9 protein-coding genes, 1 pseudogene and 1 riboswitch are annotated in these 13,599 nt (G+C 70.3%); of the genes and pseudogenes, 1 reads left to right on the top strand and 9 read right to left on the bottom strand.

Going from position 1 to position 13,599, the window contains the following annotated elements:
- Positions 1-603: response regulator transcription factor (locus V7E09_RS05575; RefSeq protein WP_324523130.1), on the bottom strand; the 603-nt coding region annotated here is incomplete at its 3' end.
- A gap of 173 nt (positions 604-776) precedes the next feature.
- Here V7E09_RS05575 and V7E09_RS05570 point away from each other — a divergent pair.
- A complete protein-coding gene (locus tag V7E09_RS05570) occupies positions 777-1,202 on the top strand; it encodes a hypothetical protein (RefSeq protein WP_324511572.1) in 426 nt (141 codons plus the stop codon).
- Between the two features lie 74 nt (positions 1,203-1,276).
- Here the strand turns inward: V7E09_RS05570 and V7E09_RS05565 are convergent, their stop codons facing one another.
- The 8 genes and pseudogenes from V7E09_RS05565 to V7E09_RS05535 form a co-directional block, all read right to left on the bottom strand.
- Complete coding sequence (locus V7E09_RS05565) at positions 1,277-3,835, bottom strand: glycogen/starch/alpha-glucan phosphorylase (protein ID WP_324523129.1); 2,559 nt, start codon at positions 3,833-3,835, stop codon at positions 1,277-1,279.
- A gap of 626 nt (positions 3,836-4,461) precedes the next feature.
- Positions 4,462-6,534: a S9 family peptidase gene (locus V7E09_RS05560; RefSeq protein ID WP_324511574.1), complete on the bottom strand. Its 2,073-nt coding sequence runs from the start codon at positions 6,532-6,534 to the stop codon at positions 4,462-4,464.
- Positions 6,535-7,095: 561 nt separating this feature from the next.
- The gene (locus V7E09_RS05555) at positions 7,096-8,139 is read right to left on the bottom strand and encodes a (2Fe-2S)-binding protein (protein ID WP_324523128.1); all 1,044 of its coding nucleotides are present in this window, start codon (positions 8,137-8,139) and stop codon (positions 7,096-7,098) included.
- Positions 8,136-9,458 (bottom strand): ABC transporter ATP-binding protein, encoded by a 1,323-nt coding sequence (locus V7E09_RS05550; protein ID WP_324523127.1) that lies wholly within the window; start codon positions 9,456-9,458, stop codon positions 8,136-8,138. The genes V7E09_RS05555 and V7E09_RS05550 overlap by 4 nt, the downstream gene beginning before the upstream one ends.
- Positions 9,459-9,577: 119 nt before the next feature.
- A pseudogene (locus tag V7E09_RS15675) lies at positions 9,578-9,853 on the bottom strand (ATP-binding cassette domain-containing protein); the annotation flags it as partial.
- Entirely contained in the window at positions 9,850-10,725 is an 876-nt protein-coding gene (locus V7E09_RS05545) for an ABC transporter permease (protein WP_324511577.1), read from the bottom strand. The gene V7E09_RS05545 and the pseudogene V7E09_RS15675, both read right to left, overlap by 4 nt.
- Positions 10,722-11,669 (bottom strand): ABC transporter permease, encoded by a 948-nt coding sequence (locus V7E09_RS05540; protein ID WP_324511578.1) that lies wholly within the window; start codon positions 11,667-11,669, stop codon positions 10,722-10,724. Before V7E09_RS05540 ends, V7E09_RS05545 begins: the two co-directional genes overlap by 4 nt.
- Before the next feature lie 3 nt (positions 11,670-11,672).
- Complete coding sequence (locus V7E09_RS05535; RefSeq protein ID WP_324511579.1) at positions 11,673-13,259, bottom strand: ABC transporter substrate-binding protein; 1,587 nt, start codon at positions 13,257-13,259, stop codon at positions 11,673-11,675.
- A 78-nt stretch (positions 13,260-13,337) separates the two neighbouring features.
- A riboswitch (cobalamin riboswitch) is annotated at positions 13,338-13,515 on the bottom strand.
- Positions 13,516-13,599: the final 84 nt, after the last annotated feature.

Genomic DNA, 13,599 nt, shown 5'->3' with positions numbered 1-13,599 from the left:
CAGCGCTGCCAGAGCGGCGCGATTGGGGCGATCCAGCCGCGACAGCAGCCGCGAGACATAGGTTTTGATCGTGCTCGGAGCCAGATGCATCTGCCCGGCGATCTCCGCATTGCTCAACCCCGAGCCGATCAGCCCCAGCAACTGCCGGTCCACATCGGTCAGGTGCGCGGGCGGCTCCGAGCGCGTCACCGTCCCGCGCAGCAAGGCCGAGACGAGCTTCGGCGAGACGAGAGCGTCACCGCTGTAGGCGCTGCGGACCCCGTGCAGGATGAGCCCAGGGTTGTCCGACTTCAGGAGGAACCCGGACGCCCCCGCATCCAGGGCGCGGATCAGCGTCCGGTCATCGCCTAGGGCCGTGAAGCACACGACCTTCACCCCGAGGGGCACCAGCCGGGCCGTCACGGTAATGCCGTCCAGCCTCGGCATGTGAATGTCGACGATGGCCACATCGGGAACGACGGAGCGGGCAGTGGCGAGCGCTTCCTCGCCATCGCCGGCCACCCCGACCAACTCCATATCGGAGGCCCGGGAGAGATAGGCCCGGACCGCCTCTTGCGCGAACGGATCATCCTCGGCCAGAAGAACGCGAATGGGGTGCGCCATGGCCTCAGGCTAGCCGTGTCGCCGAAAGTGGATAACACAACGACCTTCGGCGAGGAATGTGCCGGATTCTGCCCCCGGGCGCCGGCCCGATCCGTTGTGATGAACCCGGCCCACCCCGTCAGACCGCCGCCACGACACCGGATCGCCGGGGCGCCCCTCCAGGAAGGATGGACATGGTCGTGACCCGATTCGATCCGGTCTACCTGGGGGTCGGCGCCGTCGCCATCCTCGTCGGCGTCCTGCACTACCGGCTGTCGCAACGCGCAGCCTGGGCAGGGGCGATCGTTCCCGTCTTGTGCGCCGGCCTCACCGGATGGCTCCTGGCCACGGGACGGATCCAGGGATTCGTCGAACTCGTCGCCCTGATTCTGGGGTTCGCCGCGCTCGCCGCGTACTGGCGTCAGGCCCGCAACGTCGCCCGCGCACGCGTCCGGGCCGACCCCGTCCGACCGGCGGCTGCCCCGCCCGCCCACTCGTCCCATGACCGGACCCCGGCGCCCGCCGCGTCCCCGCACCAGGAGGTGGCCGCGACGACCACCTCCTGCGCCCGATACCGGACGCCGGCAGAGATCCCGACCGACGGCCACGACGCGACCTGACCCACCCCCGACGGAAGCGGGGCCCGCCCGACACCACGTCGGACGGGCCCCGCAGGCTCGTTACACCGGGTGCCTCACAAGACGGGCGAGGTGTGCCAGATCCGCTGGATGTAGTCCCGCATCGAACGATCCGAGCTGAAGTAGCCGCTGCGGGCCACGTTCAGGATGGAGGACCGAGTCCAGGCGTCCTCGTCGGCGTACCGCTTCTCGACCTCGGCCTGAGCCGCGACGTAGGAGTCGAAGTCGGCCAGCGCCATGAAGCGGTCCGTGTTCAGCAGGGAGTAGATGACCTGGTCGAACATGTGCTGATCGCTGGGGGAGAAGTACCCCGACAGGATCAGGTCGATGGCGGCCTTGAGGTTCTCGTTCTTCTGGTAGTAGTCGCCGGGCACGTACCCCTGGGCGCCCAGGGCGGCGACCTGCGGCTCGTCCATGCCGAACAGGAAGAAGTGCTTGTCGCCGACCAGCTTGCGGATCTCGACGTTCGCGCCGTCATCCGTGCCGATCGTCAGCGCGCCGTTCAGAGCGAACTTCATGTTGCCCGTGCCGGACGCCTCCATGCCTGCCAAGGAGATCTGCTCCGATAGGTCGGCGGCCGGGATCAGCTTCTCGGCCAGCGTCACGTTGTAGTTGGCGGGGAAGGCCACCTTGAGGCGTCCCTCGACACGCTCGTCGGCATTGATCTTCTCTGCCACCTTGTTGATCAGGTGGATGGTCTCCTTGGCCATCTTGTAACCGGGGGCGGCCTTCGCGCCGAACACCACCGTGCGCGGGGTGACGTCGGCGGCGGCGATCTTGCCGGAGATGACCTGCTCGTACAGCGACACGATGTGCAGCAGTTTCAGCGACTGCCGCTTGTACTCGTGCAGACGCTTCACCATGACGTCGAGGAGGTGACCCTCGGGAAGCTCGATGCCGTCGCGGGCCTTCAGCAGATTCGTCAGGCGGGTCTTGTTCCACTGCTTGGCCTCGCGGAACGCCGCACGGAAGTCGGCGTCGTCGGCGTAGGGCTCCAGTTCCTTGAGGCGCTCCAGCTGCGTCACCCAGCCCGACCCGATGGTGTCGGTGATCAGCGTCGACAGCTTCGGGTTCGCCAGCCGGACGAACCGGCGCGGCGTCACACCATTGGTGACGTTGGTGAACTTGTCGGGGTACATCTGCGAGAAGTCCGGCAGCACCTTGTCGCGCAGCAGTTGGCTGTGCAGCTCGGCGACGCCGTTGACCTTCGTCGCCGCGACGGTGGCCAGGTAGGCCATCCGGACGCCGCGCTCGGGCAGCTCGGCGATGATCGACATGCGGCGGGCCCGCATCTCGTCGCCGGGGAACTGCTCGCGGACCTGGGCGAGGAACTCCTCGTTGATCCGGAAGATGATCTCCAGGTGGCGAGGCAGCAGGCGTCCCAGCAGTTCGGTCGGCCACACCTCCAAGGCCTCGGGCAGCAGGGTGTGGCAGGTGTAGCCGAAGCAGCGGCCGGTAATGTCCCAGGCCTCGTCCCAGTCGTAGCCCTTCTCGTCCACCAGGATGCGCATCAGCTCGGGCACCGCGATCACCGGGTGGGTGTCGTTGAGCTGGTAGGCGATCCGCTCGGGCAGCCGATGGAGATCGAAGTTCTCCTCCAGCTCCTTGTTGATGAAGTCGTGCAGCGACGCGGCGACGAAGAAGTACTGCTGCTGCAGCCGCAGCTCGCGGCCCTGCGGCGTCGAGTCCTCGGGGTAGAGCACCTTCGAGATGTTCTCGGCGAACGTCTGGGCGCGGACGGCCTGGGCGTAGTCGCCGGAGTTGAAGATCTGCAGGTCGAACGCGTTGGTGGCCTGGGCGCTCCACAGCCGCAGCGTGTTGACGCGGCCGTTGAGGTAGCCCGGGACCATGTAGTTGTAGGGCACCGCGAGCACGTTCCAGCCGGGGATCCAGCGCGACTTCTCGACGCCGTCCTCGTCGGTGAACGTCTCGGTGTGACCGCCGAAGTTCACCTGCACGGACGCCTCGGGGTGCGGGAACTCCCACGGGGAGCCGAGCTGCAGCCACGTGTCGGGCTGCTCGACCTGGCGGCCGTCCACGAAGGTCTGGCGGAAGATGCCGTACTCGTAGCGGATGCCGTAGCCGATACAGGGAACGTTCATGGTGGCCAGCGAGTCGATGAAGCAGGCGGCCAGGCGCCCCAGGCCGCCGTTGCCCAGGCCGGGCTCGACCTCCTGGTTGCGCAGCGTCGCCAGGTCGATCCCGCACAGGGCCAGGCCCTTCTCGGCGATGTCGGTCAGGTCGGAGGCCAGCAGCGCGTTGCCGAGCTGGCGTCCGAGCAGGTACTCCGCGGACAGGTAGCCGACGACCTTCGGCTGGTTCTCCTGGGTCTTGCCGCCGGTCTCCAGCCAGCGGGCCATCAGGTAGTTGCGCACCGTGGAGGCGAGTGCCAGGTACTGGTCGTTGATGCTGGAACGCGACAGCGCCACGCCCTGATTGGTGTTCAACTCGTGGAGGAACTCCTTGACGAAGCCGTCGACGGAGAAGGGCGGCGTCCCGACGGGGGCGGTGGCGAGCGGGTGGGTCGGGGTCTGCGACGGACCAAAGACGCGATGGTCGGTCGTCGGGGACTCGTCGGCCGTGAGCGCGGAGGCATTCTGCACAGAATCAGGCATGGCCGTCAGCCTAACTGCGCGTCCCGCACCGTCCTGCACTGACCACATCCGAACAGCACCCCACCCGCCCGCTACCATGCCGCCCCACCCGCCGAGGACTGAGCTTTCGCACGTCGAGGACTGAGCCTCCGCCCGCCGAGGACTGAGGTTGAGTGCGCCGAGGACTGAGCCTCCGCCCGCCGAGGACTGAGCTTTCGCACGGCGAGGACTGAGGTTGAGCCGCCGAGGACTCAGTTTGAGCCCCCAGGACTGGCTTTCGGTCTGGGCTGCGGTTTGGAGCCGCGCTCGGCTCGGTTTCGTTGGTACCGCGGGCATGGACGGCACTGCATTCTCTCTGCACCTCGGCGGCCCGACAGGGAGTGGCTGGCCGTTGGGGAACTGCGCAGTCGGGGAAGGCGTCGTCCAAGGTCGTCGACCCCACGTGCACCACATCGTCAGGACGCCCGGATTCGGGCCATGGGTACCCGGAAGTCCAGTCCTCGGCAGACTCAGGCTCAGTCCTCGCGGGCGTCAACCCCAGTCCTCGACGTGCGGAAGCTCAGTCCTCGGCGGGCGGAGGCGCAGTCCTCGACGTGCGAAAGCCCAGTCCTCGGCGGCGCTGGCCTCAGTCCTCGGCGAGTGGGGGCTCAACCCAGGGTGTCCGGGAGGACGGCGCGGATGCCCCGCACGTGCTCGTCGACGAACCCCAACACGACCTCGTACCAGACCTTCGCGTGCTGCGGGGAGAGCACCCAGTGGTTCTCATTCGGGAAGTACAAGAACCGGTGCGGGCTGGTGCCGTCCTCGCCCGCAGGCAGCCCGGACGCGCTGAGCAGTTCCCACCACAGCCGCAGTCCCTCACCGATCGGGACGCGGTAGTCGCGATCCCCGTGGATCACCAGCATGGGCGTCGTGATGCGCTCCACGCTGTGGTGTGGGGAGTTGGCGGCCATCATGTCCGGCGTCATCTCCTGGCCCCAGAAGAACGGCGCGTCCGTGGTGGGGCCGAACTGATCCAGCGCCCACAAGGACGCATGCGTGACGATGGCCGCGAACCGGTCGGTGTGCCCGGCGATCCAGTTGGCCATGTAGCCGCCGAAGGAGCCGCCCATCGCGACCGTCTTGTCGCCCGCGATGTCGTCGCGCGCCTCGGCGGCGTCGGTGATGGACATGAGGTCGGTGAACGGGGCCTCACCCCACGCACCCCAGCCGCGCTGGATGAAGCCCTCCCCGTATCCGGTACTCAGCGCCGGGTCGGGCAGCAGGACGGCGTAGCCGCGGGCCACCATGTTCCAGGGGTTCCAGCGCCAGCTCCAGGCGTTCCACGAGCTCAGCGGCCCGCCGTGGATCCACAAGGCGAGCGGCGCCGGATGCGTGGCGTCTTCTTGCGACGGCAACGCCAGCCAGGCGCGGATCCGCTGCCCGTCGGCCGCGGTGGTCTCGATCTCAGCGAGGCGTCCGGGCAACTCGGGACGCTCGACCGGGTTGAGCAGCCGCGTCGTCGCGCCGGTGGCCATGTCGATGCGGACGATCTCGGCGGGGAACCGGTAGCTGGAGCGGACCGCGTACACGGTGGCGCCGTCGGGGCTGATCGCGGCGTCGGCGTAGGCAGCGTCGTCGGTGGTGAGCTGACGCGGGGCAGCGCCGGACGCGTCCAGGACGAACAGCGGCGAGCGACCGTCGGAGTCGGCGTGGACGAGGACGCCGCTGCCGTCGGGAAGCCAGGCCAGAGGGGTGCACCAGCGATCCCAGCCGGACGCCAGCGGTGTCAGCTCGCCCGTGGCCAGGTCGAGGACGTGCGGCACCCACGACGGCGGACGTTGCGGCGTCCCGACGCGTTCCACCTGGACGACGGCCCGCGTGCCGTCGGGGCTGATCGGGCCCGCCGTGTAGCCGGTGGTGGCGTCGGGGGAGAGCAGGTCGCGACGGGTGCCGTCGGCGTCGATCCGGGTGACGGCCTCGGAGTGGGCGCCGTGGGGTCCGCTGAGGGTGCGGGTGGTCAGGGCGAAGGAGCCGTCGGGGGCGACGAAGACCTCCGCGTTGGTGAGCTCGGCGCCGACGCCGGGCGTCAGGTCGCGCAATGTGGCTCGGGCGTCCGGGGTGCCGCCGCTGGTCGGGGAGGTGGGGGCGTCCGGGGTGGCCGTGGTCAGGGCGAAGAGGTGCGGGGTGGCGGGGCCAAGGTCATGATCCCAGAACCGGACCGGGCTGGAGGTGTGCAGGATCGCGGCGACTTTCTTGTCCTTGCGCAGACCGCGTAGTTCGGCGTCCCGGGCCTCGGGGTCGGCCGCCTGGTCAGCGCTGGGCAACAGCCCCGCGGTCACGAACACGTCGCCCGAGGACGCGGCGACGCGCACGCCGTCGATCCCGCCGGGACGCGCCAGCACGCTGCGGGCCTCCCCGCCGACCGCCGGAACCACCCACAGGGCCGCGGTCTCGTCGGACTCTTTCGCGTCCGGGTCGGGCCGGGAGCTGAGGAAGTACAGGTCGTTGCTGGGCGCGTACGCAATTCCCGATTCGCCCTTGGCGCTCCGCGTGACCCGGTGCGCGGGGCGTTCCCCCTCCGGATCGAGCTCCCAGACGGCGTTCACGTAGCGGGTCGCGGTCGGGTCGAGCGTCGAGACGATCGTCGCCAGCCGGGTCCCGTCCGGGCTCAGGGCGAGGCCGCCGATGCGTGGCAGGGCCAGGTAGGCGTCGAGATCGTGAAAGGGCGTGGCGGTCATGCCTCCATCCTGCCTCTCCCACACCCGGGCGTCCCCACCCGCCGAGGACTTGCCCTGTCGCCGCCCAGGACAGCGGCTGCGTCCGCCGAGGACTGAGCTTGTGGACGCCGAGGACTGAACTCTCCAGCGCCGAGGACTGAGCTTGCGGATGCCGAGGACTGAGGCTCAGGCCGTTGAGGACTACTGTTCGGCCACATCTTTGCGGCGCCTGCGACGAGCGATACACGTAGTGCTGGGCGCAGAGTTCGCCCCCGGACGCCCCCCGGTCGACGCGCAGTGGCGGGGCCCGGCGGTTAAAGGATGACGAGGTCTCCGAAGGCCCTCATCGAGCGCAGACGGGCTAACCAGGAGTTTCCGACCCCTCGGGGTTAGTCCTCGACGTCCCCAGCCCCAGTCCTCGGCGGCCATCCTGAGTCCTCGGCGACCCCATCCTCAGTCCTCGGCGGCAGCAAGCTCAGTCCTCGGCGGGCCGACCCCCAGCCCTCGGCGCGCTTAGCCTCAGTCTTCGGCGGGCTTAGCCTCAGTCCTCGGCGGGGCCAGGCTCAGTCCTCGGCGGTGGGGTCAGTGGTCGCCGTGGAGTGCGCGGTCTCGGAGGCGGGTCTCCCGTTCGGACGGTCGAAGGCGGGGGCAGTCGGCGCAGTTGGCGTGGCCGGGCACGTGGTAGAGCAGGCAGCAGGATCCCCGGCGGACCCAGACGTCGCGGGCGCCTTCCGGCAGGTCGGTCAGCGTGGTGAACCGCGGTGCCGGAACGCCCGGACGCCCGAGCGCTGCGACCAGGTCCCTCGCCACCTGCTGGGCTCGCTCCTGCTCGCCTGTCACGGTTCCCAGCCACAGCAGCCGGTTGGCGAGCGAGTCAACCGCCATCGACCACAGCCGACGCTCCTCGCGCCTGTGCTGACCACTCGGCGGGTTGGCGACGGGGACGTGGGCGGACTCACGGCCAGCCAAGTCGGCTGCGGGGGCTTGTGTGGGTTCACCGCCCGCCGGGTTGGCGACGGGGACGTGGGCGGGCTCACGGGACGCCAGGTCAGCGGCGGGGGCGTGTGCGGACCGATGGACTCGGCCCGCCGGGTCTTGGGGTTCGCGGCTCAGCCGGGACGCCAGCACTCCGATCACCGCGTCCAGGGTGGCTCCCAGTTCGTCGATGCCGGAGCCTTCCAGCAGCGCCGAGGAGGTCGCACCCGGGATGCGGCTGTCGGGACGCCAGTGCAGCGCGACGTCCTCCAGTCGTGGGCTGAGGACGCGATCGGTGAGGAACATGCTCGCCACCGTGGGCAGGACGATCCAGTTGCTCGCCGAGTACCACCACAGCGTGCCGAGGGTGAAGCGGTCCTCGATGCCCCAGATCAGCCCTCGGAGTCGGATCTGCTCGTCGAACCAGTCGTCGTCCAGGATCCGCGTCGCGCTGACGGCGGACGCGTCCGGGCCCAGGCGCAGGTAGTGGCGTTCGTCGGGAGGTAGCCGGTCCAGGATCGACGCGAGCACGGAGCCAGGCGTCAGGGCGCCGGACGCCACGGCTTCCAGGTTCGCCGGTTCTTCGCCCCGTTCGCGGCCAGCGCTGTCCTGGAGGGCCTCGTCACCGTGCGTCGGTGGTTCGCTGCTCACATGGGCTCCTGTCCCGGGAATCTCGGCTGGGAGGTGGTGTCGGGATCCGGCGCCACGGTGTCGGGCTCGGGACGCCACTCGCTGTCCGAGGACCACCCGGCTTCGGGGCGCCACTCCGCTCCCGGCTGCCCGAGGTCGCTCCCGGCCTCGGCGTGAGGACGCGGGTCTGTGCGCGTCGGTCCCTCGACGTCAGGGTGCGCGCTGACCTGGTCGGCGGCGTCGGGACGCGCACGGCTGGGGGCTCCCTCGTCGGCGCGGAGCTGACCGTCGTCCATCCTGAGCAGACGGTCGGCGACGGTGCCCAGCAGGGCGACATCGTGGCTGACGATGAACTGGGCGACGCCGTGGCGGTCGGCGAGCTCGCGCAGCAGGCTCATCATCGCCTGGGCGGTGCGGACGTCGAGGCTGGCGGTCGGTTCGTCGGCGACGATCATCGCCGGACGCGCGATGAGCGCCCGGGCGATCGCGACGCGTTGCGCCTGGCCGACGGACAGTTGTCGGGGCCGGGCGGTGGGGTCGAGGTGTCCGATGCCCACCTGCTCCAGTGCGTCCTGGGCTCGCTGGATCCGGGCGGCCTTGGTGAGCCGGGCGGTGACGGTCAGCGGCTCGGTGATGCTGCGCCACAGCGGCCAGCGCGGGTCCAGGGAGGTGACCGGGTCCTGGGAGATCGGCATCACTGTGCCGGGCGCGGGACGCGGGGACGCCTGGCCGTTCCAGGTGAGCGCCCCCGCGTCGGGCGCTTCCATGCCGGAGACCAGCCGCAGCAGCGTCGATTTGCCGGAGCCGGACGGCCCGACGACGCCGACGATCTCCCCGGCGTGGATGGTGAGGTCGCTGGGCCGGACGGCGGTCTGGTGGCCCTTGCCGGTCCGGTACGTCTTGGTGATCTGGGACGCCGTCGCGACGATGGGCGTCCGCACCGGTTCGCGGGCGGCCCGGGGGGCTCGGATGCCTGCCGCGAGGAGGAGCCGCGTCTGCTCGTGGCGGGGCTGTCGCAGGACGACGGCGGAGGTGCCGTGCTCGATGATGCGGCCCTCGTGCATGACGAGGACGCGGTCGGCGTGCTGGGCGGCCAGCGCGAGGTCGTGGGTGACGAACAGCAGGGCTCGGCTGCGGTCGTGCAGGGTGGTGAGCACGTTGTCGGCGAGGTCGGCGTCCAGGGCGCTGGTGGGTTCGTCGGCGAGGGTGACGAGCGGGGAGAGCTGGGTGCCGGCCACGATGGTGGCCCGTTGCAGCATGCCGCCGGACCACTGGTGGGGGTGCTGGGTGATCCGCGTCGCCGGGGCGGGGATGCCCACGTCGGCGAGCTGGCGGGCCAACTCCGCCGGGTCGGGACGCTTGCCCTGGATGAGGAGCGGCTCTCGGACAGGCGCAGGGCCTCGGCGATCTCCCTGCCGACGGTGCGCAGCGGGTCGTAGGCGCCGTAGGGATCCTGGGAGACGTAGCCGAGCTTGCGGGCGGTGAGCAGGTGCCGCTCCCGCGGGGGGAGCTCCAGTAGGTCGATGCCGGCGACGCGGATGCTCCCGGCGATCTGGGTGCGGGCGGGCAGCAGGCCCTGGATGCCGCGCAGGGTGGTGGTCTTGCCGCAGCCGGATTCGCCGACCAGCGCGACGCTCTCGCCCTCGTGGACGTCGAAGCGGACGTCGACGGCGCCGCGATGCCCGTTGGGGTAGGTGACGGTCAGGCCGTCGACCTGCAGGGCGGGCGTGGTCACGACATCTCCTTGAGGTCGACGCAGTCGCGCAGGGCATCGCTGATGAGGGTGACGCTGGTGACGATGAGGATCAGGCCGACGCCCGGCCCGATGAGCAGCCAGGGGGCGACGGCCAGGTCGATGCGGCTGGAGTTGAGCATGCTGCCCCATTCGGCGGTCGGCGGTTGGACGCCCAGGCCCAGGAACGACATCCCCGCGAGCCCGAGCACCGTCTCGCCCAGGCCGAGGGTCGCGGAGATCAGCCCGTAGACGAGCACCGACGGCAGGATGTGGCCGACGGCGATCCGGGTGGGGCTGACCCCGGCCATCCGGGCGGCGATGACGTCGCCGCGGTGGCGGCAGTCCAGGGCCAGCGAGCGGCACAGTTTCGCCAGCCCCGCCCAGCCTGTCAGCGACATGGCCAGCACGAGGTTGGTGAGGCCCGGCCCGAGCGCGCCGACGATGGCGAGCGCCATGACCAGGGACGGCAGCCCGAGCATGACGTCGCAGCAGCGGCACAGGAAGGCGTCGATGCGTCCCCCGGCGAGCGCGGCGGTGACGCCGACGGTGATGCCGATCGTGGTGGTGATGGCGAACACGACGAGGGCGGCCAGGAGCGAGACGCGGGCGCCGTAGACGGTCCGAGCGAGCACGTCGCGTCCGGCCGAGTCGGTGCCGAGCGGGAAACGCGCCGATGGCGGCAGCAGTTGCTCGGTGAACCGGGTGGCGTCCGGGTCGCCGACCAGGGAGGGGCCCACGACGGCGACGATGAGGAGCGCGACGACCCCGATCAGGCCGACGACGAAACCCTGGTGGCGCAGCAGCCGGCGTCCCAGCCCGGCGGGTGCGGTCGTGGTGTCGGGGCGTCCGGCGCCGGTGAGGAGTCCGGTCATGGGGTACCCGCTTTCGGGGTGCGCAGCCGCGGATCCAGCAGGGTCACGAGGACGTCGGTGAGCAGGCTGACGACGATGAACGAGGTGATCGCGAACATCGTGTAGAACAGCACGACGGGGGCGTCCCCGGCGTTGATGGCGGTCACCGTGTAGGCGCCCACCCCCGGCCAGGTGAAGACGGCCTCGACGATGGGCGCCCCGCCCAGCAGCCCGGCCGCTCCCAGCGCGACGACGGTCAGCCAGGGCGGCAGCGCATTCGGCAGGGCGTGGACGAACAGTTGCCGCGTCAGCGACGCCCCGCGCGCCCGGCTCACCATCAGGTAGGGGGCCGAGCGGGCTTCCAGGACGGACGCCCGCAGGACGCGCGCCCAGTAGCCGATGGAGCCGCACGCCAGCGTCAGCGCGGGCCACCACACGGTGAGCCAGGTGCCGTCGGAGACGACCCGCCCCCATTTGAGGCGCAGCACCAGCGTGTTGAGGACGAGCAGCCCCAACAGGAAGCTCGGGACGATGACGAGGGCGAGGGTGATGATCCGCACGACGGTGTCCATCGCGCGGCGGTGGAACGAGGCCGCGGCGACCCCCAGAAGCACCGACGCCACCACGGCGATCGCCATGCTGACGCCGGTGAGGAGCACGGTGGCCGGGAGCCGCTTGGCGATCTCCTCGGCCACCGGGCGCCCCGACTTCCAGGAGACGCCGAAGTCCCCCTGGAACCAGCCCGCCAGCCAGTGCAGGTAGCGGGTGACCGGCGGGTCATCCAGGCCGAGTTCGGCCCGCATCGCCGCCACCTGGTAGGGGTCTGGTTCCAGGATCCCGCGTGCCCGCAGGATGCCTTCGACGGGATCGGTGGGCGCGGCCATCAGCATGATCCACACCAGGATGCTGGCGGCCACGAGGGTCGCCAGCGCGGCACCGAACCGCCGCAGGACTCGTCCGGTCATGGATCAGCGCGCGGCCGTGGTCCGGGCGTCCACCCACAGGTTGGCGTTGGACACCTCGTAGCCACGCCAGTCCGGGGCGGCCACGACGCTGGGGGAGCGCATGCCGAGGAAGCCCATGTAGGCGCCGTCGGCAACCTTCTCCTGGATCTGCCGCAGCAGGTCGTCGCGCTCGGTCGTGTTCATCGCCACCGCGACCTTCGCCACGAGGGCGTCCAGGTCGGCGTCCGCGAGGCCGTACACATTGCGGGCCCCCGTGCTGACGAAGTAGCTCTGCAGCGGGGCGATCGGATCCCCGGCCAGCGAGGTGGTGCCGTTGCCCGCGATCGCCATGTCCCACACGGTGTTCGGGTCGCGGGTCGCGGTGATCATCTCCGGCACCTGGCTGATCTTCACGGTGATGCCCAGCTCTTTGAGCTGGGACTGGATCGCGAGCGCGAGCGTGTTCGAGTCGGGCTGGGCCGGGTAGGTGAGCACCGTCAGCTCGAGCGGCTGGCCGTCCTTCGTGGCCAGGCCGGAGGCGTCCTTGTGGTAACCCGCCGCTGCGAGCGCGGCCGTCGCGGCGGCCAGGTCGGTGCGCTGGGTCTCCACCGCATACGACGACTCGGCGGCGTACATCCCGGTGGACGGCTCATACAGGCCGCCCATCACGTCGTCGGCGAGTTCCGTGTAGTCGATGCCGGACAGGACCGCCCGGCGCAGATTGCGATCCGCGAGCGTGTCGCGCTTCTGGTTGAGCTGCAGTTGGAACGTGGGGCCCTTGGGGCTGCCGCTGCGCCAGAAGGAGTCGTCGCGTCCGGTGAGGTTCTTGGCGGCCTGGGTGGGCGGGTACAGCGCCAGGTCTGCTTCGCCGTTTTGGACGGCGAGGATGCGGGACTGCTCGTCGGCGATGAACTTCACGTTCACCTGGGTGAGGGGGACGGTGCCGCCCCAGTAGTCGGTGTCGGCGGGCATGACGAGTTGCTGGGAGTCCAGCGATTGGACGACGTAGGGGCCGGTGTAGAGCTGGGCGGCGATCAGCGCGGCCGGGTCCCCCTTGGCCTTGTCGTAGGCGACCTGGTCGAAGATGATGAACTTCGACTTCTCCGCGAGCGTGAACGGCAAGTTCGGGGCCGGGGAGGGGGTCACCATGGTCACCTCCAGAGGGCCGGTGACGGTCACGGTGGAGGCCTTCAACGGGGCGAGCGATGCCGTGTTCTGCAGTTGGTAGGTCATGAGGCTCGCCAGGGCATCGGCGTCCAGCGCGCGTCCGTTCTGGAACCGGACGCCCTCCTTGAGGGTCAGCTTCCAAGTGAGGGCGTCCACGTTCTCCAGGCTGTTGAGCAGCCACGGTTCTGGGTCGCCGTTCGGGGTGGGGCGCATGAGGAGCTCGCCGAAGCCGAACTCGTTGCCCCAGAAGCCGTTCTCGAGGGGATCGATGTCGTCGATGGCGAACCCGGTGGCGATCGTGAGGGCACGGGGCGCCGCCACGGTCGGGGACGGGGTGGCGCTCGGGGTTTGGCCGCACGCGGCCGTGGCGAGCACGGCGGCGGCGAGGAGGAAGGCGGTGAGTCGGCCTCTGAGCCCGGAGAGTCGCGTCCGCTCTGTCGGCATGGTGGTGTCCTTTGTGTCCGCGCCCCAGCCGCGGCGCTGACCGTCCGCGGGGGATCGGGAGCCAAGTCACGTGGCTGAAGCCTGATTCGTGCGTCGGCAGGTCTTCGGCCTCGGGGTCAGTGGTGCGGCAGCGCCTTCCCAGATTTCTCCAGTGGCGTCGTGCTGCCGTCCTCGCCCATACCGCTGCGTGTCAGGCCCGGATTCTCACCGGGTTCCCTTGCATCCTGGTGATGCGACCGACGACCGGCACGCTAGTCCAGCCGGGGCTCGTTGGCGTGGCTTTTCACAGAACTGGCCCCGTCACCGCGGAGGCGAAAAGATACCGGGTTCACCGCGCCAC

The organism is Propioniciclava sp. (assembly GCF_036744435.1).
In the GTDB taxonomy this organism is placed as follows: Bacteria; Actinomycetota; Actinomycetes; order Propionibacteriales; family Propionibacteriaceae; genus Propioniciclava.
This window is presented reverse-complemented; position numbering and strand designations above follow the sequence as displayed.

Bases quoted from the DNA above. Each gene is read 5' to 3' on its own strand.
- V7E09_RS05570 (WP_324511572.1), top strand. From the start codon at position 777: ATGGTCGTGACCCGATTCGATCCGGTCTACCTGGGGGTCGGCGCCGTC.
- V7E09_RS05565 (WP_324523129.1), bottom strand. From the start codon at position 3,835: ATGCCTGATTCTGTGCAGAATGCCTCCGCGCTCACGGCCGACGAGTCC.
- V7E09_RS05560 (WP_324511574.1), bottom strand. From the start codon at position 6,534: ATGACCGCCACGCCCTTTCACGATCTCGACGCCTACCTGGCCCTGCCA.
- V7E09_RS05545 (WP_324511577.1), bottom strand. From the start codon at position 10,725: ATGACCGGACTCCTCACCGGCGCCGGACGCCCCGACACCACGACCGCA.
- V7E09_RS05540 (WP_324511578.1), bottom strand. From the start codon at position 11,669: ATGACCGGACGAGTCCTGCGGCGGTTCGGTGCCGCGCTGGCGACCCTC.
- V7E09_RS05535 (WP_324511579.1), bottom strand. From the start codon at position 13,259: ATGCCGACAGAGCGGACGCGACTCTCCGGGCTCAGAGGCCGACTCACC.